Consider the following 24,314-nt stretch of genomic DNA (forward strand, 5'->3'; position numbering starts at 1 on the left):
GCAAAGCCCGGCACAAGCCGACGCGCCAGTGGAGGGATGCGCCGAAGCACGTCCGGGTTTCACGCACAATGGCAGTATATGACGTATTCATCCAATTTACGCCAGAACACGCCGGCGGGAGAATGATTCATCGCCCCCTACCGAACAAGGAGTCCCCTCATGGCATCCCTCGACATCGACGGCATCAAGATTCCCGACAGCCAGCTTGCCCGCGAAATCACCGAACTGGTCCGCGACACGGAATCTCCCCTGCTGTTCCACCATTCCAGCCGCGTTTACTACTTCGCCGCGCTGGCCGGCAAGCATCGCGGCCTGAAATACGACCCTGAACTGCTGTATTGCGGCTGCATGTTCCACGACATGGGGCTGACTCACAAACACAGCAGCGCCTGCGAGCGCTTCGAAGTGGACGGCGCCAACGCGGCACGCGATTTCCTGGCTGGCCATGGCATAACCCGGCAGGACATCGATACGGTCTGGACCGCCATCGCCCTGCACACGACGCCCGGCATTCCGCAGCACATGCATCCAGTGGTGGCCCTGGTGACCGCGGGCGTGGAGATGGATGTACTGGGGCTGACCTACCCCGAATACAGCGATCGCGAACGCGAGGCCATTGTCCAGGCGCATCCGCGCGGCGGCAGTTTCAAGGAAGACATCATCCAGGCCTTCTACGATGGCATCAAGCACAAGCCTGAGACCACCTTCGGCAACGTCAAGGCAGACGTGCTGGCCGACAAGGACCCGACGTTCAAGCGCGGCAACTTCTGCAGCGTCATCCGCCAGTCGAAGTGGATTGCTTGAGGATAAGCCGGCGCAGCGGCAACGGCCACGACGGCCGCCAGCTGCCGGTCATCGCCCTCGCGCCGACAGGCCACGCCCTGCCGGTCACCGCCCGCGCCTGCCCTGCTGGCGCTTCAGCAACTTGAGAGCCAAATCGTGTAAGGTGGCCCCGATTCATCACAGGGAGTCGCAATGCACCTTCGTTATCTCGTGAGGCTGGCGTTATTGGCTGGGGTTGCCACCGCCGGCGTGGCCGCGGCGCCGGCGTGGGCCGATGCCAAATGCGATCAGCTGAACGCCAAGTTGTCGGGGCCGGACGACAACTTCCGTCCGCCCCTGTCCGCGCAGGCCGAACCCAAGGCGCCGTCCAAACGAGTCTACCTGCGCAGCGCCCCGGACGAGCACTGCGCCGCCGGCCAGCCCTTCATCGTGCGCGGCGACAGCGTGATCGTCTACAAGCCCTACAAGGACTGGATGCAGGTCATGTACGTCTCCAAGAGCGGCGACGACTACACCGGCTGGGTCAAGGAAGACGAAATCAAGGAAACCGGGACGATGGGGCTCAGCAACTGAGTTCGGCAACTGGACTCAGCCGCTGTCCAACCCCCAAAATGCAGCAACTGCGGCCCGTCCTGCAATCTTCGCGGCGCCATCGGCTACGTGCAGCATAAGGAATAAGGACCGACCCCCTTGGGAATTGGTCCTTTCTTTTTGGAATCCGGTACTTCAGCGCAGGGCCTTGACCGCGGTGGCGATGCGCGTCATCGCCGTCTTCAATTGCGCTTCCGACGTGGCGTAGCTGATGCGGAAATAAGGCGCCAGGCCGAAGATCCCGCCCGGCACCACGGCCACATCGTGCGAATTCAGCAGATACGCGCAGAAATCCGCATCCGTCTCCAGCACTTTCCCTTCAGGCGTGGTCTTGCCCAACACGCCCGCGCAGCTGGCGAAGGTATAGAACGCGCCTTCCGGCCGGCGGCAACGGATGCCTTCGATCGCATTGAGCGAGTCCACCACGAGGTCGCGGCGACGCAGGAAAGAATCGCGCCGTTCCTGCAGCACCTCCTGCGGACCGTTCAACGCTTCCACGGCCGCCGCCTGCGAGATCGAGCAGGGATTGGACGTGCTCTGGCTTTGCACCACGGCCATGGCCGCGATCAATTCACGCGGGCCGCCGGCATACCCCAGGCGCCAGCCCGTCATGGCATAGGCCTTGGACAAGCCGTTGACCGTCAGCGTGCGGTCGGCCAGGCGCGGTTCGATCTGCGCCATGGTCTTGAACTCGAAGCCGTCATAGATCAGGTGTTCGTAGATATCGTCCGACAGCAGCCAGACGTGCGGATGACGCAGCAACACCGCGGCAATGGCATGCAGGCGCGCTTCGTCATAGGCGGCGCCCGAGGGATTGGACGGCGAATTCAGCATCAACCAGCGCGTGCGCGGCGTGATGGCGGCTTCCAGGTCGGCGGGATCCAGCAGGAACCCGTTCTCCTCGCGACCCGCCACCTGCACCGTACGGCCGCCCGCCAGCGTGATCATGTCCGCATAGGACGTCCAGTACGGCGTCACCACGATGACCTCATCGCCCTCGTCCAGCGTGGCCATCAAGGCGTTGTGCAGCACCTGCTTGGCGCCGGCGCCCACGGTGATCTGCTCGACGCCGAAGGTCAGGCCGTTCTCGCGCTTGAACTTGCCGACGATGGCCTGCTTCAGCGCCAGCGTGCCGTCCAGCAGCGTGTACTTGGTGTCGCCGGCTTCGATGGCGCGCACCGCGGCCGCCTTGACGTTGTCCGGCGTGTCGAAGTCCGGTTCGCCCGCACCCAGCACGATGACGTCGCGGCCTTCGCGCTTGAGCTGCGCGGCGCGCGCGCCGATGCGCAGGATTTCCGAAACCTCGATATTGGCGATCCGCTGGGCGCGGCGCAACGGGGTGGCGGGAGCAAAACTATCAGAATTGGACATGGAGACGATTGGCTTCAATTGGGTTGACGGTCCGGCCGGGCGTGCCTTGGCGTAGTCGGCCAGGGCATTGCCCATATCGCTTTCGGCGTAGCTGCGCCGGGGCATACAGGACAAGTATACCTGTCTGTATACACTTTCCAATTGATATCTGGCCGTATTGTCTCGGCCCTCCGCCAGCGCCGGCTCAGCGCGTCTTGCCTGCCACGTGGAAGTAGTCGGCCGATACGGCCAGCATGCGGCTGACCGACTGGTCCATGTCCTGCGCCGCGGCGCGGCGCCGTTCGCTGGCCAGCAGCGCGTGCTGGCGTACACGGGCCAGGCCTTGCGCGGCCAGGTTCATGGGCAGTCTTGAGTAAAGGAAGGAATGTCGCATGGCATATCGCTCATCAAAAGTTGAGCCATCCTAGCGCCACGCGGCGACGACGAGAACGACCGTATCGCGATATCCATATCAATTTCTTTTGTAACAGCGCGGATCGGTACTAACCATTAGTCCGGTCACCTGAACATGCGCTGTAACGGGCATGGCCTTCCTGCCCGCGTGCATCCCATAACCTTCTGGAATAGGAATAGGCCTTTAGCGACTTTGACGCTATGAGTCCCGCGTTCTACCTTGCGATCGTCCGCACTGTGCATTACCGCGACGACTTCATACGGCTACGAATAAATGGGGAATCAATGAAACGTCCAGTCCTGTCCGTCCTTGCCACCGCCCTGCTCGCCGTGGGTGCCTGTTTGCAGACCACCGCGCATGCGGCCGACCGCCCGGAGCTGCGCATCAGCTCCGGCGCCGCCGACAATGCCACGCTCGATCCGCATCGCGCCACATCCACCGTCGACAAGGGCGTGGCATCCGAAATGTTCGATGCGCTGGTGCGGTTCCCCGCCGGCAGCGCCGATCCGAAGACCCTGGAAGCGGATCTGGCCACCAGTTGGGAAAGCTCGCCTGACAGCAAAGTCTGGACCTTCCACCTGCGCAAGGGCGTGCAATTCCACGCCGGCTACGGCGAGCTGAAGGCCGAAGACGTCGTGTACTCCCTGCAGCGCGCGGCCGATCCCAAGCGGTCCAGCTTCGCCAACAACTTCGACCTGATCGACAAGGTGGAAGCGGTCGACGACTACACGGTCAAAGTCACCCTGAAATACCCCGATGCCGCCTTCCTGGGCCGCGTCTCGAATTACCACGGCGGCAATATCGTCAGCAAGAAAGCCGCCGAAAAGCTGGGCGACAAGTTCGGCGCCGCGCCGGTCGGCACGGGCCCCTTCGCTTTCGGCGAACACATCACGCAGCAGTACGTGAAGCTGGTGGCCAACGACAACTACTTCCGTGGCAAGCCGCAACTGGGCGCCATCGTGTACCGCATGATCCCGTCGGATAGCGCCCGCGAACTGGCCTTCACCTCCGGCGAAATCGACGTCATGCAGGGCAAGCGCGAACAGCGCTGGGTGGAACGGTCGAGCAAGCGCGGCATGAAGGTCGACATCTTCGACCCGGCCGAGTTCCGCACGCTGCACCTGAACCGCAACGTCAAGCCGCTGGACAATCCCAAGGTACGCCAGGCGATTGCCGCGGCGGTCGACGTCGACGAGATCGTCCGCTACGCGGGCAAGGACGTGGCGCAGAAAGGCTGCTCGGTGGTCCCCAACGGCTACCTGGGTGAAGATTGCAGCGCCGGCGCGTACAAATACGACGTGGCCAAGGCCAAGCAGTTGCTGGCCGAGGCCGGCTATCCGAACGGCATCGAGATCAAGTCGGTGGTGTCGAACATTTCGGCGCAGCAGCCCATCATGGAAATCGTCCAGGCGCAGTTGGCCAAGGCCGGCATCAAGCTGAACATGGAAGTGGTGGATCACGCCACCTACCAGGCCAAGAGCCGCCAGGACGTCAGCGCCCTGGTGTTCTACGGCGCGGCGCGCTTCCCCAATGCGGACAACTACCTGACCGAGTTCTATGACTCGGCATCCGCCATCGGCGCGCCCGCGGCCATGTCCAATTTTTCGCATTGCACCGTGGCGGATGCGGACATCCGCGCGGCGCGTATCGAACCGGACGCGGCCAAGCAGCTGGCCTTGTGGAAGGACGCGCAGGTGAAGATCCACAACGATGTCTGCGCCATTCCCCTGTTCGGCCTGAAGCAGGTGTGGGCGCACGGCGACGGCGTGAACTACGGCTACGACCTGAAGGGCGCGCTCAACCTGCAGCCGCCCGTTACGGAGAAAACGACGGTCAAGCGCTGAGGCGCCACCGTGCCGGCGCAGGCGCCGTGAAAGCGCTGGCGGCACAGGCGACCCGGCCGCTGAAGCGCGGCCGGATCTTCAACGCAATTCCTGGGACACCTGCGCCGCCACGGCGCGGGCCTCCTGGACGAAGGTTTCCACCAGGCTGTCGTTGCGCGAGGCATGGACGCGGCACAGCTGGAAGTGGAACTGCATTTCCGGATCGAAACGCCTGAGCACCAGGCGATTCTGAAACCCATCGGCGAACAGTGGATGAATCAACGACACGCCCAAACCCGCCGCGACGAACTCGCATGCCGTCGGCGACGTGCTGGTCTCCAGCACCACATTCAACCTGGCACGCGCCTGTTCAAAGGCGACCTGCGCCAGCCCATGCGTCTGGCTGTCGGCACTGAAGCCGATGAAAGGCAGGCCGTCCAGGTCGCGCGGCCGCAGCACGCGCTTGCGCGTCAATTCATGATTGACCGGCAAGGCGCACATCAGCGGGTGCTGGAACATGGGCTCGCGGTCGATGTAGGGGTTGTCCACCCGGCTGCCAACCAGGGCCACGTCGATCTGCCGCGTCGCCAGCCAGTCCGCCAGCAGGTGCGAGCCGCGGCACTGGATGCTGAAACGGACGTCCGGATGCTGGCGCAGGAAGTTCATGGTCACGCGGCGGATGAAGGAACCCGACAGCGCCGGCAGCACGCCGACGATCAGCGTGCGCTGTTCGTCGCGCCGGATGGAGTCGACGGCCTGCTCCACCTGGCGCAGCCCGGCGAAGATGCGATCGACTTCTTCATACAGGCGCATGCCATGCCGCGTGGCGGCCAGCTTGCCGCGCACGCGATCGAACAGGCTGAGTCCTGTATCCGCTTCCAGATGCGCCAGCAGCTTGCTGACGGCCGGCTGCGTGACGCCCAGCACGGCAGCGGCCTGGCTGACGGTGCCATGTTCAATGACGGCCTTGAAGGCCTCGATCTGCCGCAGATTGAGTGTTTGCGCCATGCGCCTTCCTGTATAACCTTTTCGAATAATCCGGGCCGCTCGCCCATTGCGGGTTATAGCCCATTGCGGGGCGCCGTGGGTTTCGGCCTGGGTTTCGGCCTGGGTTTCGGCTTGGGTTTCGGCTTGAGTGTCGGCTTGAGTGTCGGCTTGGGCGTCGCCACCGACGCCGGCGCGACTATCGGAGGCACGCCATGAGCCAGGACTACGACTACATCGTCGCCGGTGCCGGCATGGTCGGCTCCGCCATTGCCCTGGGCCTGGCAGGCCGCGGCCGGCGGGTGTTGATGCTGGACGGTGCCGATACGGATTTCCGTGCAGCCAAGGCCAATTTCGGCCTGGTGTGGGTACAGGGCAAGGGTTACGGCAATGTCAGCTACCAGCGCCTGTCGCACGAGGCGGCGACGCTGTTCCCCGCCTTCGCCGACGGACTACAACGCGAAACGGGCATCGACCTGCACTATGAACGCCGCGGTGGGCTGCACTTCTGCCTGGGCGAGGCGGAATGGGAGGATCGCCAGAAGCGCATGCGCGCCTGGGAAGCCAATACGCCCGAACGCACGCCTTGTGTCGAAATGCTGGATCGCAGCGCTTTGGAGGGCCTGCTGCCCGCCTTGCGCCTGGGCGCCGATGTTTCCGGCGGCAGCTTCTGTCCCGGCGATGGCCACCTGAATCCGCTGCGGCTACTGGCCGCCCTGCAGGCGGCCTATCAAAACCGTGGTGGCCGTCTGATCAGCCGCCATCGCGTGGACGCCATCGCGCAACAGCCTGGCGGTGGCTTTGTCGTCAGCGCGGGCCAGGATCGATATACGGCTGGCAAGGTGATCATCACCGCCGGGTTGGGTTCCAATGCCCTGAATCCCATGGTGGGCCTGGACATCACCCTGCGTCCGCAACGCGGCCAGGTGCTGGTCACCGAACGCGCCGCGCCCCTGCTGCCCTTCCCGGCCAGCGGCGTGCGCCAGACCGGTGACGGCACCGTGATGGTCGGCCTGACGCAGGAAGACGTCGGCTACGACATCAACACCACGGCCATCGCGGCCACCCGCATGTCGCGCAAGATCGTGCGCGTGCTGCCCGATCTGGCCCAGTTGCGCCTGGTGCGCCAGTGGTCCTGCCTGCGCGTCATGACGCAGGACGGTTGTCCCGTCTATGCCGAGTCGGCCACGCAGCCGGGTGCCTGGACCGCGCTATGCCATTCCGGCGTCACGCTGGCGTCCTTCCATGCCGGTCCGCTGGCCCAGGCCATCGACGGCGGCGGCCTGCCGCTTTCGTTCGCCGATCACCTGCCGCGCAGTGCGGCTGCAGCCAGCGTTGCCATCGCCGCTGCGGCGTCGGCTGCGGCCGACCCTGCCGCTTCCCTTTCTCCTATCTCCACCGACTTCACGGCCGACCATGCGGCCTGGTCTTCATTCCTGGATGCCTTCAACCATGAGCGCTTCGATGTTTCGCAAGCTGCATGAACCCGGCGCGCAAGCGCTGACCGTCTATATCGACGGCAAGCCCGCCAGCGCCGAGCCCGGCGAGACCGTGGCCGCCGTCCTCCTGCGCCAGGACACGGCGGCTTCCCGCACGACACCCGTGCAGGAAAGCCCGCGCGCGCCCTACTGCATGATGGGCGTCTGCTTCGACTGCCTGGCCATCGTCGACGGCGTGGCTTCCACCCAGACCTGTCTGACCACCGTGCGCGAAGGCATGCGGGTCGAGCGCCAGTTCGGCAAACGGAGCGTGCAACCATGATCCGCGAATTCGATGCCGTGATCGTCGGCGCCGGCCCTGCCGGCATGAGCGCCGCCATCCGCCTGCGTGCCATGGGGCGCCAGGTGCTGGTGGTGGATGAACAACAAGCCCCCGGCGGCCAGATCTGGCGTGCCGTCGAGACCGTGGCCGCCACGTCCACGGGCGCCCTGCTGGGTGACGAATACCGCGCCGGCGCCAAGCTGGCCGAGGCCTTCCGCCGCAGCGGCGCGGTGTACGAACCGGGCACGCAAGTCTGGCAGATCGAGCCCGACTGGCACATCTACATGTCGCGCGAAGGCAAGGCCGAGGCGGTACGCGCCAAGCAGGTGCTGCTGGCCACCGGTGCGCAGGAACGGCCCATGCCATTTCCGGGCTGGACCCTGCCGGGCGTGCTGACGGTAGGCGCCGCGCAGATCCTGCTGAAGACCTCGCGCCAGGTGCCGGCGCAGCCGGTGTGGGTGGCGGGCAGCGGTCCGCTGGTGCTGCTCTACATGGCGCAGCTGCTGCGCGCGGGCGGCAAGATCGCCGGCTGGCTCGATACCTCGCCTGCCGGTGCCTGGCGCCGTGCCATGCCCTATCTGGGCGACGCCCTGGCGCGCATGGGCGAAATCAACAAGGGCCTGAAATGGATGCGCGAACTGCGCAGCGCGGGCGTGCGCCGCATCAAGGGCGTACGCGAATTCCGGGCCCTGGGTGAAGATCGCCTGCGCCAGATCGAATACACCCTGCCCGGCGGCGGCACGCAACGGGCCGACGCCCAGGTCCTGCTGGTGCATGAAGGCGTGATTCCCTCCATCCACATGACGCGCGCCCTGGAGTGCGAACACGTGTGGAACGCGCAACAGGCCAGCTTCGCGCCGGTGCTGGACGCCTGGGGCCAGACCAGCCGCCCCGGTCTCTATGTCGCGGGCGACGGCGCGGGCATCGGCGGCGCCACTGCCGCCTGCGTACGCGGCGAGATCGCCGCCCTGGGCATGGCGCGCGACGCCGGCGCGCTGGACCGCGCCAAGGCCGAGGCCGCCGCCGCGCCCTTGCGCGCCGACCTGGCCGGCATGCTGCGCCTGCGGCCCATGCTGGATGCGTTGTACCCGCCGCGTCCGAACATCGCGTCGCCCGCGGATGACACCATCGTGTGCCGCTGCGAGGAACTGACGGCCGGTGACATCCGCAAGGCGGCCGATCTGGGCCAGCCCGGTCCCAATCAGATCAAATCCTTCACCCGTGCCGGCATGGGTCCCTGCCAGGGGCGGCAATGTGGCTACACCATTGCCAACATCCTGGCGGAGAAGCAGCAACGGCCCGTCGCCGAAGTGGGCTTCTACCGCATCCGCCCGCCGCTCAAGCCGCTGACCTTGGGTGAACTGGCCAGCCTGGACCTGGAAGAGAACGCGCAGGGAACGACGACGGGAGCGGCCTCGAAATGAGCACGGTTCCCTCCACCCACCCGGCCCGCGACGCCGGCGTTACGCCAGGCGCCGGCAGCGCTACCGTGACGGGCAGCCAGACGGCCAGGCCCGGCAAAGCAGCGGGCGCGGTCTACGACGCGATCGTCATCGGCGGCGGCCTGCATGGCCTGTCGGCCGCGATGCACCTGGCGCGGGAAGGCGCCCGCGTCGTCATCGTGGAAAAGCACTGGGCCGGCCGGCACGCATCGGGCGCCACCGCGGCCGGCGTGCGCACGCTGAACCGCGACCGCCGTGAACTGGACCTGTCGCTGGAAGCCATGGACATGTGGCATGCCATGGAAGCGCTGGTTGGCGACGACTGCGGTTTCCATGCCAACAGCCAGATCTGCGTGGCGGAAAGCCCCGCCGCCCTGGAGAAGCTGCAGGGCCGCGTCAATGGCCTGCGCGCCGACGGCTACACGCATGAAGAAATCATCGACACCGCCGAACTGCGCCGTCTGCTGCCCGACCTCAGCCACCATTGCCTGGGCGCGTCCATTGCCCGCCGCGACGGCGCCGCCGACCCGCACCGTGCCTTGCGCGCTTTCCGCCAGAGCGCCCTGCAGGCAGGCGTGGAGTTGATCGAGCATTGCGGCGTGACCGCCATCGAACGGCAAGGCCAGGACTGGCGCGTCATCGGCGAAGGTGGCCGAAGCTGGACCGCGCCCGCCGTGGTCAATGCCGCCGGCGCCTGGTCGGCACGTATCGCCGCGCTGGTGGGCGACGATATTCCGCTGGCCGCCAAGTCGTCCATGATGATGGTCACCGAACGCCTGCGCCCCTTCATCAAACCGGTGGTGGCCATCATGGGCCGCTCCCTCTCCTTCAAGCAATCCGACCAGGGCACTCTGGTGATCGGCGGCGGACTGCAAGGCATCCCCGACCTGGACAAGGAAACCTCCACCGCCCGCATGCGCGTGCTGGCCAAGGGCGCGCACGCCGCCACCGACCTGTTCCCCTCGGTCACCAACATCCGTATCGTGCGGGTATGGGCGGGGCTGGAAGCGAAGACCGACGACCTGTTGCCGGTGGTGGGCCCCTCGCCCAACGCCCCCGGCGTATTCCACGCCTTCGGTTTCTCCGGCCACGGTTTCGAGCTGGTACCGGTGGTGGGCGCCACCATGGCCGACCTGGTTTTGCGCGGCAGCACCAGTCGCGCCATCCAGAACCTCACGGCCGAACGGCTGATGGCGCAAGCGCCGGGCGCCGCCCAGGTAGCGAAGCCGCCTGCCGATCCGACCGTGTTCTAGTCACAGGAGACCCCATCATGCTGCGATATGCGGTCAAGCGTCTGCTGCTGGCCATTCCCACTTTGCTGGCCATGCTGACGGCGGTGTTCATCCTGGTGCGCCTGGTGCCGGGCGATCCCGCCGCGGTGATGCTGGGCGACCAGGCCAGCGCCGAAGCCCTGGCGGCCTTGCGCACCCGCCTGGGCCTGGATCTGCCCATGCAGGTGCAGTACTTCCATTTCCTGCGCGACATGCTGTCGGGCAACTTCGGCGTGTCGATGGCGTCGGGCCGTACGGTATTGAAGGAAGTGGCGCTGGTGCTGCCGTGGACGCTGCAGCTGACCGCGGCATCCATCCTGATCGGCGTCCTGTTCGGCCTGCCGCTGGGCACCTGGGCCGCCTTGCGCCGTAACGGCTGGCCGGATTACCTGGGACGCGTGCTGTCCCTGACGGGCCTGTCCTTCCCGGCGTTCGTATCGGGCATCCTGATGCTGCTGGCTTTCTCCATCCAGCTGCGCTGGTTTCCGGTGATCGGCAGCACCGTGGCCGGCGACTGGACCGCCCAGTTGCGCGCGCTGGTGCTGCCCGCCTTCAACCTGGGCTTGATCATGACGGCTTACGTCATGCGCGTGACGCGCTCGTCCATGCTGGGCGTGATGGGCGAGGACTATGTGCGCACCGCCCGCGCCAAGGGTGTGCAGCCCATGCGGCTGGTGTTGCGCCATGGCTTGCGCAATGCGCTGATTCCCATCGTCACGGTGGTCGGGCTGTATTTCGGCACGCTGATCGGCAACTCGGTGCTGACCGAAATCGTGTTCAACCGTCCGGGCCTGGGCAAGCTGATCCTGGGTGCGCTGAACACCCGCGACTACACACTGCTGCAGGGCCTGATGGTTGTCTTCGCCTCCTGCGTGATCTTCGTCAACCTGCTGACCGACCTGGTGTATGGGCTGGTCGATCCTCGGGTGAAATATCAATGAGCGCCGTTTCCTCTTCCTCATCGCCCGTGGCCGCCACGGTGTCGCGGCGTCCCAATGCGCTGTGGCAGGCGCTGCGGCGTAACAAGCTTTCCTGGGTGGGCATCGGCCTGCTGCTGATCATCGTGCTGGTAGCGGTGTTCGCACCGTGGATCGCGCCGCATGACCCGCTGCAGCAGAACATCGCCTATCGCCTGGATCCGCCGTCGGCCGACTACTGGCTGGGCACCGACAGCTACGGCCGCGATGTGCTGTCACGCTTGATCTATGGGGCGCGCGTGTCGCTGCTGGTGGGTTTCGTCGCCATCCTGATCGCCATGAGCATAGGCGCCTCGCTGGGCATCCTGGCGGGCTATGTGGGCGGCCTGCTGGACCAGTTCATCATGGGCCTGGTGGACGTGCTGCTGTCCTTCCCCACTCTGCTGCTGGGCTTGATGGTGGCGGCGATGCTGGGCGCCAGCCTGGAAAACCTGATCATCGCCATCGCCATCACCGAGATCGCACCCTTCGTCCGCGTGGCGCGGGCGCCCACCATTGCCTTGAAGCAGCGTGATTTCGTCGAGGCCGGGCGGGCGCTGGGCTTCGGGCCGTTCCGCCTGATGGGCGTGCACATCCTGCCCAATATGGTTTCCGACGTGGTGGTGCTGGGCTCGCTGTGGATGGCGTCCGCCATCCGTACCGAAGCCTCGCTCAGCTTCATTGGCCTGGGCGTGCCGCCACCCGCGGCGACGTGGGGCGCGATGATACGAGAAGGTTTCGAGAACATCCTGGACGCCTGGTGGCTGACCGTGTTTCCCAGCGTGGCCATTCTGCTGACCGTGCTGGCCTTGAATCTGTTGGGCGATGCCTTGCGCGATGCGATCGATCCCAAACTGCGTTCGGAGCACTCGTGATGAGGGAGCAAGGAATGGTGCGAACCGACAGCACAGGGCGTGGCGCGGACGCAGAGGCGCATGCCGATAAGCAGCCCGTTGCCCTGGAACTGCGCGACCTGCGCACGGAATTCCGCATCGGTGGCCAATGGCACGCGGCGGTGCGGGATGTCTCGTTCAGCGTCAGGCGCAATGAGACCCTGGCCGTCGTGGGCGAGTCCGGCAGCGGCAAGAGCGTGACGGCGCTGTCGGTGCTGCGGCTGCTGCCTGCCACGGGCGCCCGCCACGGCGGCGGGCAGATCCTGCTGGAGGGCCGCGATCTGGCCCCGCTCTCGGAAAAAGAGATGGCGCGGCTGCGCGGCGATGCCCTGGCGATGATCTTCCAGGAGCCCATGACTTCGCTGAACCCGACCATGCGGGTGGGCGACCAGATTGCCGAGGCGATACGCCAGCACCGCAAGGTGTCGTGGAAAGAGGCGCGGGCGGAAGCCTTGCAGGCCCTGGAGGAAGTGAAGATCCCGGCCGCGGCGAGCCGTTACGACGACTATCCCCACCAGTTCTCCGGCGGCATGCGCCAGCGGGTGATGATCGCCATGGCCCTGGCCTGTAAACCGAAGGTGTTGCTGGCCGACGAGCCGACCACGGCCCTGGACGTGACCATCCAGGCGCAGATCCTGAGCTTGCTGGCCGACCTGAAGACGGCGCGGGGCATGGCGGTGGTGTTCATCACGCACAACCTGGGCGTGGTGGCACAGATCGCGGACCGGGTGGCGGTGATGTATGCCGGCGAGGTCGTGGAGACGGCGGACGTCGACACCCTGTTCGCCGCGCCTACGCATCCCTATACGGAAGCCCTGCTGCATGCCATGCCGCGGGTGGACACGGATGCCGAGTCCCTGGATCCGATTCCCGGCAGCGTGCCGGCCATTACGGCGATCCCGGCGGGATGCGCCTATGCGCCGCGCTGTCCCTTGAAGCAGCCCGTTTGTGAAACCACCCGGCCGGCCTTGAATGGCGTCGGCGGCGGGCATGCGGTGCGTTGTTTGGTGCGTGCGCCGGGTAATGGCTTGCCGGCGGCGCCGGCGCCCGGATCCCCTTCTGAGGTGCAAGTATGAGCCAGTTACTGCAGGTTCAAAACATCGTCAAGCGCTTCCATAGCGGTGGCGGCTGGCTGGGCGGCAAGAAGAAGATCGTGCATGCGGTCAACGACGTGTCGTTCGAAGTCGGCCGGGGCCAGTCGCTGGGCCTGGTGGGTGAATCCGGCTGCGGCAAGTCCACGGTGGCGCGCATGTTGCTGCGCCTGATCGACGCGGACGAAGGCAGCATCGTATTCGATGGCCAGGACATGCGCACGGCGGGTGGCGCGCAGTTGCGCACCTTGCGGCAACGCGTGCAGATCGTGTTCCAGGATCCCTATGCGTCCTTGAATCCGCGCCGGACCATACGGCAGACCTTGGCCGAGCCCCTGTTCGTGCACGGCATGGGCAATGCGTCGGCCATCGACGCCAAGATCACGCAGACCATCCAGGAAGTGGGCTTGCCGGTGTCGGCGCTGGACAAGTACCCGCATGAATTCTCGGGCGGGCAGCGCCAGCGGATAGGCATTGCCCGGGCCCTGGTGCTGGATCCCCAGCTGATCGTCGCCGATGAACCCGTGTCGGCCCTGGATGTATCGGTGCAGGCGCAGATCCTGCAATTGCTGGACCGCCTGAAGCGCGAACGCGGCTTGTCCTTCGTTTTCGTGTCGCACGATCTGGGGGTGATACGCCATTTCTGCGACACCGTGTGTGTCATGTACCTGGGCCGCATCATCGAAACGGGGCCCACGCGCCGGGTGCTGGATGCGCCGCGCCATCCCTACAGCCGCGTGTTGCGCGATTCGTCGCCGGTGCCGGATCCCAAGGCGCGCATCGCGCTGTCCAAGATCCAGGGGGAGATCCCCTCCCCGACCAATCTGCCGCCGGGGTGTACCTTCCATCCCCGCTGCGCCAATGCGCAGGCGGACTGCAAGACGCGGGTGCCGCAGTTGGTGGCGGCGAAGGACACGGGAGCGGTGGCGTGCTTTCATCCGCTGACGCCGTCAAGCACTGCTTAGGGACGGCCCCGGCATTAAACCGGGGGCGCCGCCTGTTGCGCCCGTTCCTCGAACAGATTCCAGATCTGGTCCGTCGCGCTGGCGCTGGCAGCGCCGCGCGGCGCCATGCGGTAGAGCGACACGGGCACTTCCACCTCCGGCAGTTCCCGCCCGACCCTCACCAGCGTGCCGGTCTTCAATTCCCGGATGATCAGGCGCTCGGGCAGCCACGCCATGCCCATGCCCGCCAACGCCATCTCCTTGATCCCTGCCACGAAACCGGATTCCTGTACCACCCGCACGTCATAGCGATCCATCAACGGCGGCAGGCAATGACGATACAGGATCGCGCCCATGAAGCTCTGGGCCGGATAGCCCAGCAGGCGTGTCGACCGGCTGGCGTGCAGGCTGTGCACAGGGCTACCGCCCGCCGTCACCGCGCTGACGGCGATGATGCGTTCAACGCCCAGCGGCAGCCTTTGGGCGTGCGGCAACGTCGCTTCCAGCGGGACATCATCTTCCATGCAAAGCAGCAGGCTGGCTTCGCCCGCGGCAAAGCGGGCAATGCTTTGTCCGCGGTCCTGTGAGTCCACACCCAGTTCGACGCCGGACGCATGCTGCTGCGCCAGACGCAGCATTCCCGGCAGCCAGGTAATGGTGAGCGTGTGCTGGGCGGCGATCAGGATGCGCCGGGCCCCCTGCTGATCGGCCTGGATACGATTGCGCAGTTCCTGCGCCTGCATCAACAGTGCGCGGAACTCATGCGTATAACGTTCGCCCAAGGGCGTCAGGCGCAGGCCCGCGCTGCCACGGTCGATGAGCTGCACGCCCAGCCATTCCTCCAGCATCTGGATGCGGCGCGAGAACGCCGGCTGCGTGATATTGCGCATCGCGGCCGCTCGCGAGAAAGTGCCTGCCTGCAGCAACGCGAGAAAATCTTCCAGCCATATCAGTTTCATAAGCGACGCGCGTGGCTGGCTCCGGAACGACGTGGGCAATATCAGCAACCTGCGCCATGACGGCAGCAACATGCCCATCCGCCGCGGTTCCGGAGCCATGCAAAAAAAACATGAGCCAGGAAAATATAGCATTGGGCAGCCCGCGGCAGGCTGGGTAATCTTATCCGCATACAAACAAGGCCCTCGCGCTGCGCTGTTCTGCAAGCGTGCATGGATGCCTGGACCATATGCAAGGGGCGCAGTACACCATGATGCATCTCGCGGGCTATCCGAGGGTGCGGCTGGGGCATTTCCCCACGCCGCTCGAACCCTTGCCCAATCTGACGCGCTATCTCGGCGGCCCCAGCCTCTACATCAAACGCGACGACTGCACCGGCCTGGCCACGGGCGGCAACAAGACCCGCAAGCTGGAATTTCTCGTGGCTGACGCGCTGGCCCAAGGCGCCGACATGCTGATCACCCAGGGCGCCGTGCAGTCCAATCATGTGCGCCAGACCATCGCCGCGGCCGCGCGCTATGGCCTGCAATGCAAAGTCCTGCTCGAAGACCGTCACCCCCAGGCCGACGAGGATTACCGCGAATCCGGCAACGTCATGCTCGACCTGCTGCTGGGCGGCGATATCGCCGCGCGGCTGCCGGCCGGTACGCCCATGCAGCAAGCCATGGACGAGCTGGCCGCGCAGATGCGCGAACAGGGCAACAAGCCCTACGTGATCCCCGGCGGTGGCTCCAATCCGGTGGGCGCACTGGGCTATGTGGCCTGCGCCCAGGAGCTGATCACACAGACGTTCGATCTGGGCCTGCATGTCGATGCGCTGATACACGCGACAGGCAGCGCCGGCACCCAGGCCGGCCTGGTGACCGGCCTGGCGGCGAGCAATAGCGGCATTCCGGTCATCGGCGTCAGCGTGCGCGCCGACCGCGCGGCACAGGAAGAAACCGTATGGGAACTGACTCAGGCAACCCGTGATCACCTTGGCCTGGCGCAGACGTCCGTACGTCGCGAGGACATCGTGGTGGACGACGGCTACGTGGGCGCCGGGTATGGCATGGCCAGCGACGGCATGGTCGAGGCGGTACGCCTGGTGGCCGAACTGGAAGGCATCCTGCTGGATCCGGTCTATTCAGGCAAGGCCATGGCAGGGCTGATCGCGCAGATCCGGGCGGGCCGCTACACGGAAGACCAGAACATCGTATTCCTGCACACCGGCGGCGCAGTGGCGCTGTTCGCCTATCGCAGCGTATTCAACAAGGCTGCCGTGCAGGCGGCGTAGGTACGAGGCCGGCCCCAGGGCCGGTCATGGCATTGCGCGGATGCGGCAATTCCGCGGATGGATTGAAGTGAACGACAAGCAAGGGGAACGACCATGATCGTGAAAAAAGCTTTTCCGCAGCAAACCGGCCTTCTGGCCTCGCCCACCCGCCGCACCGTGCTCAAGGCCGGCGCCGCCATGACGGGAGTCGTCCTGGGTGCCCCCCTGGCGCGTGCCCAGGACAAACCCAAGGTCATCGTGCGCAGCCTGGGCGGCGCTTATGATGCCGCCATGAAGAAGGCCCTGCACACGCCCTTCACCGAAGCCACCGGCATCGACGTCGTGCTGCAGACGGCCAGTGCCGGCCAGGTGCGCGCCATGGTCCAGAGCGGACGCGGCGGCATCGACGTGGTGGACATCGGGCTGCCCAGCATGGTGGCCTTCGACGCCGACGGCATCCTGGAGCCGGTGGCCTACGACAAGATGACCTTCACCAATCCCGCCGACATCTACGACGCCATGCGCAAGCCCAATTACGTGGGCAGCCTGTACTTCGCCACGGTCATGGTCTACAACACCCAGGTCTACAGCGCCGACAAACATCCGCGCTCGTGGGCGGAATTCTGGGACCTGAAGACCTGGCCGGGCGCGCGCACCATTGCCAGCCAGTCGGCCGGATCAGTACCGCTGGAGTTCGCCATGCTGGCCGCCGGCAAGCCCATGGACCACATCTACCCCATCGACCTGGACCAAGGCTTCGCCTCGCTGTCCAAGGTCAAGCCTGGGGTGGTCAAGTGGTGGGACACCGGCGCCATCTCCGCGCAATTGCTGGAGCGCAAGGAAGCGGTGCTGGGTGCGATCTGGAACGGGCGTGCGCAGGACCTGATCGACAAGGGGGCGCCCCTGGCGATCGAATGGAACCAGGCCCGGCGCGAAGTCCAGGGCCTGGGCGTGGTCAAGGGCGCGCACAATGCCGCCAATGCGCAGAAGTTCATCGACTTCGCGCTGCAGCCCAAGGTGCAGGCTGAACTGACCAAGCACATCGCCTACGGTCCCACCAACAAGAGCGCCCTCGCCCTGGTCGCGCCGGCGGACGCCGCCAAGCTGCCCAGCGAAGCGGAACACTACAAGAATTCCTTCGACATGGACTATGCGTGGTGGCAGGCCAATCTGGCCGAAGTCGGCAAGCGCTGGCAGTCCTGGGTGCTGCAAGGCTGATCTGGTTGGCGGACGACACGATGCAAAATACCAAAGGGATCCCCGCTCACGCAGACACCGGTGCGCCTGCGCGCATCGGCGCCAGCCTGACGCTGAGCGCGGTACACAAGCAATACGGCAACGCCAATGCCGTTCACGGCGTCGACCTCGACATCCAGCCCGGTGAGTTCGTCACCTTGCTGGGCTCCAGCGGTTCGGGCAAGACCACCACCCTGATGATGATCGCCGGCTTCACCGATCCGACGTCTGGCGAGATCCGCATCGACGGCAAGGCGATCAATGGCACGCCACCGGCCAAGCGCAACCTGGGCGTGGTGTTCCAGAACTACTCGCTGTTTCCCCACCTGACCGTGCGCCAGAACGTGTCCTTCCCGCTGGAGATGCGGGGGGTCGGCAAAAGCGAACGTGAACGGCTGGTCGGCCAGGCCCTGGAAATGGTGCACCTGCCGGACAAGGCGGGCAGCTATCCGCGCCAACTCTCCGGCGGCCAGCAGCAACGCGTGGCGCTGGCCCGCGCGCTGGTGTTCAGCCCGCGCGTGCTGCTCATGGACGAACCGCTGGGCGCCTTGGACAAGAAGCTGCGCGAGCACATGCAGATGGAGATCAAGCGTATCCAGGGCGAACTGGGCGCCACCGTGGTCTACGTGACGCACGACCAGGAAGAAGCCTTGACCATGTCGGATCGCATCGCCGTGATGCAGGCCGGCCGCATCGTGCAGATCGGCCGGCCGGCGGATCTCTATGACCGTCCGGCGACGCATTGGGTGGCGGATTTCGTCGGCCAGTCCAATTTCATCCGGACGCGGGTCGTCAACGTCGGCGTGGCGAATGCCGGCACGGTGGTCGCCCTGCCTGGTGGCGGCACCGGCGTGGCGCAAAGCGCTGCCGCCCTGTCCACCGGTGCCGCGGCCACGCTGGTCCTGCGGCCGGAGAAACTGCGTATCGGCCAGGCCGACCCGACCGCCCCGTCGGAGAACTGCCTGACCGGCACGGTCAGCGAAGTCGTCTACCTGGGCCACGCCACCCGCCGTACGGTGCGCCTGGCCGACGGCACCGCCATCACGGTGCAGGAAGCCAATCGTAGCGGTGCGGGCCTGTTCGAACCAGGCCAGCAGGTAGCGGTGCGCTGGGCGCCCGAGGATGGCTGGCTGCTGCCCGGGTCACCCGACCACGAAGCCGCCACGCAGGACCAGCAGCCATGAGCGCCGCCGCGAGTAACACACCGGTCAGCCCGCGTAGCTCAGGTGGGTCGGGTAGTCCGGCCGCCCCGGGTGCCCCGGGTGCCGCTACCGCCCCGCGTTCGCCGGGCAGCCGCCGCGCGTGGCTGCTGCTGGCGCCTGCCCTGGTCTTCCTGGCCGTCTTCTTCGTCTATCCCCTGCTGGGTATGCTGGGACACAGCTTCGAAGGACCGGCGAAAAGCATCGGCCTGGCCAACTACGGCAGGCTGCTGGCCGAGCCCGTGTGGTGGCAGATCCTGCGGATCACTTTCGAGATCGCCCTGTTGACGACACTGTGCACGCTGTTGCTGGGCTATCCGCTGGCCTATCTGCTGTCGGCGTTGCGGCCGCGCACGGCGGGGCTGCTGATGATACTGGTGATCGTGCCCTACTTCACCAGCATCCTGGTGCGGACCTATGCGTGGATGGTGTTGCTGGGCAGCGATGGCATCGTCAACCGCCTGCTCAAGACCCTGGGTCTCATCGATGCGCCCTTGCCCTTGATGTACAACCGCTTCGCGGTGCTGGTGGGGATGACCTACGTCCTGCTGCCGTATATGGTGCTGGCGCTCTACAGCGTGATGCGGGGCATCGACAGCGGGCTGCTGCGGGCTGCCCACAGCCTGGGCGCCACGCGGCGGTCGGCTTTCATGCGCGTTTTCCTGCCGATGAGCCTGCCCGGCGTCGCTGCCGGCGCACTGATCGTCTTCATCATGAGCCTGGGTTTCTTCATCACGCCAGCGCTGATGGGAGGCGACCGCGACGCCATGATATCCATGATTATCCAGCAGCAGGTCGAAACCTATTTCGACTGGCCATTCGCGTCGACGCTGGCCGCCGTACTGCTGGCGCTGACCCTGGTCGCCTTTTTCGTCTACGACCGCATCGTGGGCATGGAACAACTTTTCAGGGCCAAGCAACGATGAAAGAACGCATGCCCGGCTGGTTCATCCGGATCGTGGGGGCGCTGGTACTGGCCTTCCTGATCCTGCCCATCCTGATCATCTTTCCCCTGGCGGCCAATCGCTCGGACTACCTGTCATTTCCCCCCACGGGCATTTCGTGGCGCTGGTTCCATACCGTGTTGACCGACCCGGGCTGGATGTCGTCCCTGCGCCTGAGCGTGGTCGTGGCGCTGCTGTCCACGCTCTTCGCCGTGCTGCTGGCGCTGGCCGTCGCGCTGGCACTGGTGCGCAACGATTTCCGCGGCAAGCGCCTGGTTTACGCGGTGGTGCTGATGCCCATGATCGTGCCTCACATCATCACCTCCATCGCCGTGTACTTCTTCTTTTCCGCGGTGCACATCCCAGCCCTGGCCGGCATGGTGATCGGCCACGTGGCGCTGGCGATTCCGGTGGCGACCATCATCCTGTCCGCAACCCTGCAGGCCTTCGACATGCGGCTGGAGCAGGCTGCATTGAGCCTGGGCGCGAGCCGGCTGGTGGCGCTCAGGCGCATCACCCTGCCCTTGATCGCGCCCGGCATCGCCGCGGCCGCCATCTTCGCCTTCCTCAGTTCATTCGAGGAATTGCTGGTGGCGCTATTCCTGTCTTCACCCGAACAGCAGACGCTGCCGGTGCGCATCTGGAACGCCGTGCAGTTCCAGCTGGACCCGACCATCGCCGCCGTCAGCGCGCTGTTGATCCTCTTTTCCGCCGCCGCCCTGGCCTTCGGCAATTTCCTCCAACGCAAGGAGCAAGCATGACCTCCCCCGATATTCCGTCTTTCAACCGCGCTGAATTCGAAGGGCGCGTCGCGCGCCTGCGTGCCGTCATGCGCGAGCGCGGCGCCGAGGTCATGCTGTTGGACGACATCGAGATCCTGGCCTATTTCACCGGCTACGAACGTTCGATCAGCTATTACCGCGCCTGCCTGGTGCCGCTGGAAGGCGAACCGCTGATGGTCCTGCGCAGCTTGGACACCGCCCCCTTCCTGGAAACCGCCTGGTTCGAACAGCATGTCGGTTATGCCGACGCGCAGGATCCCGTGGATCTGCTGACGGCTGAAATCAAGCAGCGCTGGGGCACCAACCTGCGCCTGGGTATCGACTTCGGCAGCCATGGCATGACCGTCGACGTGTTCCAGCGTCTGCAGGCAGGCTTGCCCGGCGCCACTTTCGTCGCCATGACGAACGTGCCCTGGGAACTGCGCCTGGTCAAGTCCGCCGCCGAGGTACAGCACATCGAACGCGCCAGCGGCATCGCCGACCAGACCATGGGCGAGATGGCGGCGCGTGCGCGCATCGGCATGAGCGGCCGCGACATGGCGGCCTTCGCGGCCGCCCGCTACATCGAGCTGGGTGGACTGCCGGGCCACGTCGGACCGATCACCTACGGCAAGGACTGGGGCTTCCTGCACGGCCATCTGCACGATACGCCGATGCAGTCTGGCGACGTCCTGCATATCGAACTGGTGCCGCGTTTCCGCGGCTACAGCGCCCGCATCATGCGCAGCGTCGTCATGGGCGAGCCCACCGCGCTGCAGCGCGACACCGCGGAAAAACTCATCGCGCTGCAGGACGCGCAGATCGTTGCCATGGTGCCCGGCGCATCCGCCCACGCGGTCGATGCGCTGCTGCGTGACGGCGTGCTGCGCGCCGGCCTGCGCGAGAGCTACGACAACATCACGGGCTACACGGTCGGGTATTACTCCCAGCAGCCGGTGCGTTCCAGCGATTTCACCCGTGTCTTTGGACCGCATTCCGACTGGACGCTGGAGGCGGGCATGGTCTTTCACATGTATACGTCCGCACGCGGCCTGGCCATCAGCGAAACGGTGCTGGTCGAGAGCGACGGCCCACGGCGGCTGACGCAACTGCCCCGCAAACTGTACACCGCAGGTGCATAGGACAGAGGAAATAGGAGCCGCCATGGACACTGTCGATCTGCTCGCCGCACTGGATGAGAAAGCCAGCCTGGAATTCCTGGCCCGGATGCTCAGGCACAAAAGCTACAGCGCCACGCCGGGGGAGCGCGAGCTGGCCGCGTTCATGGTGGAGCGCATGCGGGACATCGGGCTGGAGGCGGAATTGACGCCGGTGCCGGGTGGGCGGGTGAATGCGATCGGGCGGTGGCGTGGGACGGGGGCGGCCGGGGGCTCCGACGGCTCAGGTGGCCCTCACGGCTTCGGCGGGCTCGCTGGCGTTCATGGCGCCGGCAAGAGTCTTCTTTTCAACGGGCATCTGGACACCAATCCGGTCTCCGAAGGGTGGACCGTGGATCCCTGGGGTGGCTTGTACGACGACGAATTCATCTACGGTAACGGCGTCTCGAACATGAAAGCGGGCGACGCCGCCTATTACTGTGCGGTCAAGACCCTGATCGACCAGGGTGTGCGGCTGCCGGGTGATGTCGTACTGACCTACGTCGTCGGCGAACTGCAAGGCGGCATAGGCACGGTCGCCGCGATCGACCAGGGCATCAAGGCCGACTACTTCGTCAATGCGGAGCCGACGGACGTGCAGGCGCTGACCATGCACGCGGGGTCCTTCGTCTTCGTCATCGAAATCACCGGCAACACGCGTCACCTGTCCAAGCGCGAGGAAGCGGCCGACGCCATCATGGCAGGTTGCTGGCTGGTTCCGCGCATCAATGCCATGACTTTTTCCGGTGCTGCCAGCGAACGCCATGCGTCCATCAACCGGGCGCACGTCGGCGTCATGCGGGGCGGGCTGGGTCGGGAAATGCTGGAATGGCGGGCGCCCCAGGTTGCGGACTTCGTGCGCATCCAGGGGTCGGCGCGCTATGCGCCCGGCCAGAGCGAAGATGGCGTCATGGCAGACCTGCGGAGAATGCTGGACGAGATGGAGTTCACCCTCCCCGGCATCCGTGCGACCGTCACGATCAACCGCAACGATGACCGTCCCACGATGCTGCCCTTCGAGGTGGCGCCGGACAACCGGATCGTACAGGCCGTCAATCAGGCGTATCGGCGGGTCCGGGGTGTCGAACAACCGACCGGGGCATTGCGTCCGCCCGCTTTCTACGGCACCGATGCGGCGCACTTCTATCAGAGGCGGGGGATGGCCGGCGTGGTCTGCGGGCCTGGCGGGAAGTACAACACCATGCCGGATGAACGGGTGGATATCGCGGACTATCTGGCCGCGATCCGGGTCTACATGCTGACGATATTGGACATATGCGGCTGAGGTGGCTATGTACTCCGCATTTTGCGTCGTACGCTTTTGGCGGCCGGGCGACCTTCACTGCCAGGATTCAGCCTGTCGCCGGGATTACGGATTGCTGTTCGATTCAATCTGCCGTTTTGGGCGGCAGGCCTCAGCTGACGACGCGGTTCAAGGAATGATCTTGTAGTTCGCGAATGTAATCGGATCCTTGGGATCGCCGCGTTCGACGTTCCGTCCTTCGGAGACCAGGGCTTCTCCCTTCGGCTTGTCATTCAGTCTCCAGCTTTCCGAAATGCGGGAGCTGAAGACGAAGTCACGCTGCTTGGCGTCGTAGCGGAAGGTAATGTAGTCCGTCCAATGGCTGCCGCAAGACACGCCGTTCTGCACGGTGAAGTAGCGGCCCTTGGTCGCGAAAGGTGCATCGTTATCCGTGATCGGATCGCATTGCCCGCCCTGGTCGGCGCGGAAGACGACCTCGTCATTACGCCCCTGCAAGCGATAGCCGCCGTCGGCTTGCCCAAGAAACACCAGCAACGGCCGCGCCGGCGCCGGCTTCTCGGTCCGGCGATAATCCCCTTCGCGCGGCTGCGCCAGGATGACCAGGTAGTCCGTCTTCCCGTCCCCATCCAGATCCCCTGCTTTTTCCGCGGCGAGAACCTGCATACCCTTGGGCAGTTGCTTCGCGATGGCGGCAGGCAGCGTCGTGGACGCCTGCGCGGAAGCGATACCGGGTAGCGTAGCCGTGGCAATCAGCGCCGTGGCAGCCGCCTGCAAGAGCGGCGACGGCAAACGTCGGGGTTGCTGGAGAAACGAGGTCAGAGCATGGCGACGCGTTGGGAATCTCATGGGTAGCTTCGGTGTGTAGACAAAAGCAGGCGTTAACGGGGACGCAAGCTTATCACTCCCCGCCTCCCTTCATCGGCTGCGCGTACGACATCGCCGGCTGGCACCACGATGGATAGTCGGCGACAACCTCAACGAAGTCGTCAAAGTAGCTGAGGCCGAGTGCCGATAGCCGGCAGATCAGTACGTCGAGCGTCTCCTGCCCGAAGCACGGCCCGAATGAAATAAGGTCTTCGTTCTCGTCGAGAAGATTCACACCTTCCATCGCGGTTTGCAGCCCGGCCTGCGACACGCCACGCTCCTGGAGAGCGCGCCGCCGGATAACCAATCCGTATTCAGAGGTGACTTTGACCATGCTCATAGGTTTCGGCTGCGGCTTCGTGCCGACGTCCCC

The 24,314-nt window shown here is 65.6% G+C and carries 25 protein-coding genes; 19 read left to right on the plus strand and 6 right to left on the minus strand.

The window, feature by feature from the left end; genetic code table 11:
* Positions 1-159 precede the first annotated feature (159 nt).
* Positions 160-804, plus strand: coding sequence for an HD domain-containing protein (locus CEY05_RS02710; protein ID WP_088595841.1), 645 nt, complete (start codon positions 160-162; stop codon positions 802-804).
* 171 nt (positions 805-975) lie between these two features.
* Complete coding sequence (locus tag CEY05_RS02715; RefSeq protein WP_088595842.1) at positions 976-1,356, plus strand: hypothetical protein; 381 nt, start codon at positions 976-978, stop codon at positions 1,354-1,356.
* A 153-nt stretch (positions 1,357-1,509) separates the two neighbouring features.
* Here the strand turns inward: CEY05_RS02715 and CEY05_RS02720 are convergent, their stop codons facing one another.
* Both CEY05_RS02720 and CEY05_RS30750 read right to left on the minus strand, forming a co-directional pair.
* Complete coding sequence (locus tag CEY05_RS02720) at positions 1,510-2,745, minus strand: pyridoxal phosphate-dependent aminotransferase (RefSeq protein WP_088596203.1); 1,236 nt, start codon at positions 2,743-2,745, stop codon at positions 1,510-1,512.
* A 184-nt stretch (positions 2,746-2,929) separates the two neighbouring features.
* A complete protein-coding gene (locus CEY05_RS30750; protein ID WP_143220260.1) occupies positions 2,930-3,118 on the minus strand; it encodes a hypothetical protein in 189 nt (62 codons plus the stop codon).
* A 305-nt stretch (positions 3,119-3,423) separates the two neighbouring features.
* On the opposite strand from CEY05_RS30750, the gene CEY05_RS02725 reads away from it, so the two are divergent.
* The gene (locus CEY05_RS02725; RefSeq protein ID WP_088595843.1) at positions 3,424-4,983 is read left to right on the plus strand and encodes an ABC transporter substrate-binding protein; all 1,560 of its coding nucleotides are present in this window, start codon (positions 3,424-3,426) and stop codon (positions 4,981-4,983) included.
* A gap of 78 nt (positions 4,984-5,061) precedes the next feature.
* Here CEY05_RS02725 and CEY05_RS02730 read toward each other — a convergent pair whose 3' ends face one another.
* Positions 5,062-5,970: a LysR substrate-binding domain-containing protein gene (locus tag CEY05_RS02730; RefSeq protein ID WP_088595844.1), complete on the minus strand. Its 909-nt coding sequence runs from the start codon at positions 5,968-5,970 to the stop codon at positions 5,062-5,064.
* Between the two features lie 63 nt (positions 5,971-6,033).
* Here CEY05_RS02730 and CEY05_RS31910 point away from each other — a divergent pair, with 63 nt between their 5' ends.
* From CEY05_RS31910 to CEY05_RS02770, 9 genes are read left to right on the plus strand one after another with little or no spacing between them, the layout of a single operon-like run.
* On the plus strand, positions 6,034-6,165 hold the full coding sequence (locus CEY05_RS31910; protein ID WP_255407742.1) for a hypothetical protein: 132 nt from the start codon (positions 6,034-6,036) through the stop codon (positions 6,163-6,165).
* Positions 6,162-7,430, plus strand: coding sequence for an FAD-binding oxidoreductase (locus CEY05_RS02735; protein WP_088595845.1), 1,269 nt, complete (start codon positions 6,162-6,164; stop codon positions 7,428-7,430). Before CEY05_RS31910 ends, CEY05_RS02735 begins: the two co-directional genes overlap by 4 nt.
* Entirely contained in the window at positions 7,411-7,707 is a 297-nt protein-coding gene (locus CEY05_RS02740; RefSeq protein WP_088595846.1) for a (2Fe-2S)-binding protein, read from the plus strand. Before CEY05_RS02735 ends, CEY05_RS02740 begins: the two co-directional genes overlap by 20 nt.
* Positions 7,704-9,131, plus strand: coding sequence for an NAD(P)/FAD-dependent oxidoreductase (locus CEY05_RS02745; protein WP_088595847.1), 1,428 nt, complete (start codon positions 7,704-7,706; stop codon positions 9,129-9,131). The genes CEY05_RS02740 and CEY05_RS02745 overlap by 4 nt, the downstream gene beginning before the upstream one ends.
* Positions 9,128-10,402: an FAD-binding oxidoreductase gene (locus CEY05_RS02750; RefSeq protein WP_088595848.1), complete on the plus strand. Its 1,275-nt coding sequence runs from the start codon at positions 9,128-9,130 to the stop codon at positions 10,400-10,402. The genes CEY05_RS02745 and CEY05_RS02750 overlap by 4 nt, the downstream gene beginning before the upstream one ends.
* A 17-nt stretch (positions 10,403-10,419) precedes the next feature.
* Positions 10,420-11,361: an ABC transporter permease gene (locus tag CEY05_RS02755; RefSeq protein ID WP_088595849.1), complete on the plus strand. Its 942-nt coding sequence runs from the start codon at positions 10,420-10,422 to the stop codon at positions 11,359-11,361.
* A complete protein-coding gene (locus CEY05_RS02760; protein ID WP_088595850.1) occupies positions 11,358-12,251 on the plus strand; it encodes an ABC transporter permease in 894 nt (297 codons plus the stop codon). Before CEY05_RS02755 ends, CEY05_RS02760 begins: the two co-directional genes overlap by 4 nt.
* A 14-nt stretch (positions 12,252-12,265) precedes the next feature.
* Complete coding sequence (locus CEY05_RS02765; RefSeq protein WP_088595851.1) at positions 12,266-13,345, plus strand: ABC transporter ATP-binding protein; 1,080 nt, start codon at positions 12,266-12,268, stop codon at positions 13,343-13,345.
* Positions 13,342-14,325 carry an ABC transporter ATP-binding protein gene (locus CEY05_RS02770; protein WP_088595852.1) on the plus strand — a complete coding sequence of 328 codons (984 nt, stop codon included), beginning with the start codon at positions 13,342-13,344 and terminating at the stop codon, positions 14,323-14,325. The genes CEY05_RS02765 and CEY05_RS02770 overlap by 4 nt, the downstream gene beginning before the upstream one ends.
* A gap of 14 nt (positions 14,326-14,339) precedes the next feature.
* Here CEY05_RS02770 and CEY05_RS02775 read toward each other — a convergent pair whose 3' ends face one another.
* The gene (locus CEY05_RS02775; protein ID WP_158219241.1) at positions 14,340-15,263 is read right to left on the minus strand and encodes a LysR family transcriptional regulator; all 924 of its coding nucleotides are present in this window, start codon (positions 15,261-15,263) and stop codon (positions 14,340-14,342) included.
* A 248-nt stretch (positions 15,264-15,511) separates the two neighbouring features.
* Between CEY05_RS02775 and CEY05_RS02780 the strand changes: the two genes are divergently transcribed.
* From CEY05_RS02780 to CEY05_RS02810, 7 genes are all read left to right on the plus strand, one after another.
* A complete protein-coding gene (locus tag CEY05_RS02780; protein WP_088596204.1) occupies positions 15,512-16,537 on the plus strand; it encodes a D-cysteine desulfhydrase in 1,026 nt (341 codons plus the stop codon).
* Positions 16,538-16,630: 93 nt separating this feature from the next.
* Positions 16,631-17,734, plus strand: coding sequence for an ABC transporter substrate-binding protein (locus CEY05_RS02785; protein WP_088595854.1), 1,104 nt, complete (start codon positions 16,631-16,633; stop codon positions 17,732-17,734).
* Positions 17,735-17,754: 20 nt separating this feature from the next.
* Positions 17,755-18,936, plus strand: coding sequence for an ABC transporter ATP-binding protein (locus tag CEY05_RS02790; RefSeq protein WP_088596205.1), 1,182 nt, complete (start codon positions 17,755-17,757; stop codon positions 18,934-18,936).
* Positions 18,933-19,877 carry an ABC transporter permease gene (locus CEY05_RS02795; protein WP_088595855.1) on the plus strand — a complete coding sequence of 315 codons (945 nt, stop codon included), beginning with the start codon at positions 18,933-18,935 and terminating at the stop codon, positions 19,875-19,877. Before CEY05_RS02790 ends, CEY05_RS02795 begins: the two co-directional genes overlap by 4 nt.
* Positions 19,874-20,656, plus strand: a complete 783-nt coding sequence (locus tag CEY05_RS02800; RefSeq protein ID WP_088595856.1) for an ABC transporter permease — start codon at positions 19,874-19,876, stop codon at positions 20,654-20,656. Before CEY05_RS02795 ends, CEY05_RS02800 begins: the two co-directional genes overlap by 4 nt.
* Positions 20,653-21,798, plus strand: coding sequence for a Xaa-Pro peptidase family protein (locus CEY05_RS02805; RefSeq protein WP_088595857.1), 1,146 nt, complete (start codon positions 20,653-20,655; stop codon positions 21,796-21,798). The genes CEY05_RS02800 and CEY05_RS02805 overlap by 4 nt, the downstream gene beginning before the upstream one ends.
* 22 nt (positions 21,799-21,820) lie before the next feature.
* Complete coding sequence (locus tag CEY05_RS02810; protein WP_088595858.1) at positions 21,821-23,098, plus strand: M20 family metallopeptidase; 1,278 nt, start codon at positions 21,821-21,823, stop codon at positions 23,096-23,098.
* Between the two features lie 147 nt (positions 23,099-23,245).
* Here CEY05_RS02810 and CEY05_RS02815 read toward each other — a convergent pair whose 3' ends face one another.
* Positions 23,246-23,866 (minus strand): hypothetical protein, encoded by a 621-nt coding sequence (locus CEY05_RS02815; RefSeq protein ID WP_198952654.1) that lies wholly within the window; start codon positions 23,864-23,866, stop codon positions 23,246-23,248.
* 109 nt (positions 23,867-23,975) lie between these two features.
* On the minus strand, positions 23,976-24,281 hold the full coding sequence (locus tag CEY05_RS02820) for a hypothetical protein (RefSeq protein WP_088595859.1): 306 nt from the start codon (positions 24,279-24,281) through the stop codon (positions 23,976-23,978).
* Positions 24,282-24,314: the final 33 nt, after the last annotated feature.

This window comes from Achromobacter sp. HZ34 (genome assembly GCF_002209485.1).
Classification (GTDB): Bacteria; Pseudomonadota; Gammaproteobacteria; order Burkholderiales; family Burkholderiaceae_B; genus Bordetella_C.

Bases quoted from the DNA above. Each gene is read 5' to 3' on its own strand.
- CEY05_RS02760 (WP_088595850.1), top strand. From the start codon at position 11,358: ATGAGCGCCGTTTCCTCTTCCTCATCGCCCGTGGCCGCCACGGTGTCG.
- CEY05_RS02725 (WP_088595843.1), top strand. From the start codon at position 3,424: ATGAAACGTCCAGTCCTGTCCGTCCTTGCCACCGCCCTGCTCGCCGTG.
- CEY05_RS02780 (WP_088596204.1), top strand. From the start codon at position 15,512: ATGATGCATCTCGCGGGCTATCCGAGGGTGCGGCTGGGGCATTTCCCC.
- CEY05_RS02810 (WP_088595858.1), top strand. From the start codon at position 21,821: ATGGACACTGTCGATCTGCTCGCCGCACTGGATGAGAAAGCCAGCCTG.
- CEY05_RS02740 (WP_088595846.1), top strand. From the start codon at position 7,411: ATGTTTCGCAAGCTGCATGAACCCGGCGCGCAAGCGCTGACCGTCTAT.
- CEY05_RS02800 (WP_088595856.1), top strand. From the start codon at position 19,874: ATGAAAGAACGCATGCCCGGCTGGTTCATCCGGATCGTGGGGGCGCTG.
- CEY05_RS02765 (WP_088595851.1), top strand. From the start codon at position 12,266: ATGGTGCGAACCGACAGCACAGGGCGTGGCGCGGACGCAGAGGCGCAT.
- CEY05_RS02745 (WP_088595847.1), top strand. From the start codon at position 7,704: ATGATCCGCGAATTCGATGCCGTGATCGTCGGCGCCGGCCCTGCCGGC.
- CEY05_RS02795 (WP_088595855.1), top strand. From the start codon at position 18,933: ATGAGCGCCGCCGCGAGTAACACACCGGTCAGCCCGCGTAGCTCAGGT.
- CEY05_RS02785 (WP_088595854.1), top strand. From the start codon at position 16,631: ATGATCGTGAAAAAAGCTTTTCCGCAGCAAACCGGCCTTCTGGCCTCG.
- CEY05_RS02730 (WP_088595844.1), bottom strand. From the start codon at position 5,970: ATGGCGCAAACACTCAATCTGCGGCAGATCGAGGCCTTCAAGGCCGTC.
- CEY05_RS30750 (WP_143220260.1), bottom strand. From the start codon at position 3,118: ATGCGACATTCCTTCCTTTACTCAAGACTGCCCATGAACCTGGCCGCG.
- CEY05_RS02715 (WP_088595842.1), top strand. From the start codon at position 976: ATGCACCTTCGTTATCTCGTGAGGCTGGCGTTATTGGCTGGGGTTGCC.
- CEY05_RS02750 (WP_088595848.1), top strand. From the start codon at position 9,128: ATGAGCACGGTTCCCTCCACCCACCCGGCCCGCGACGCCGGCGTTACG.
- CEY05_RS02735 (WP_088595845.1), top strand. From the start codon at position 6,162: ATGAGCCAGGACTACGACTACATCGTCGCCGGTGCCGGCATGGTCGGC.
- CEY05_RS02770 (WP_088595852.1), top strand. From the start codon at position 13,342: ATGAGCCAGTTACTGCAGGTTCAAAACATCGTCAAGCGCTTCCATAGC.
- CEY05_RS02790 (WP_088596205.1), top strand. From the start codon at position 17,755: ATGCAAAATACCAAAGGGATCCCCGCTCACGCAGACACCGGTGCGCCT.
- CEY05_RS02805 (WP_088595857.1), top strand. From the start codon at position 20,653: ATGACCTCCCCCGATATTCCGTCTTTCAACCGCGCTGAATTCGAAGGG.
- CEY05_RS02710 (WP_088595841.1), top strand. From the start codon at position 160: ATGGCATCCCTCGACATCGACGGCATCAAGATTCCCGACAGCCAGCTT.
- CEY05_RS02775 (WP_158219241.1), bottom strand. From the start codon at position 15,263: ATGAAACTGATATGGCTGGAAGATTTTCTCGCGTTGCTGCAGGCAGGC.
- CEY05_RS02720 (WP_088596203.1), bottom strand. From the start codon at position 2,745: ATGTCCAATTCTGATAGTTTTGCTCCCGCCACCCCGTTGCGCCGCGCC.
- CEY05_RS02820 (WP_088595859.1), bottom strand. From the start codon at position 24,281: ATGAGCATGGTCAAAGTCACCTCTGAATACGGATTGGTTATCCGGCGG.
- CEY05_RS02755 (WP_088595849.1), top strand. From the start codon at position 10,420: ATGCTGCGATATGCGGTCAAGCGTCTGCTGCTGGCCATTCCCACTTTG.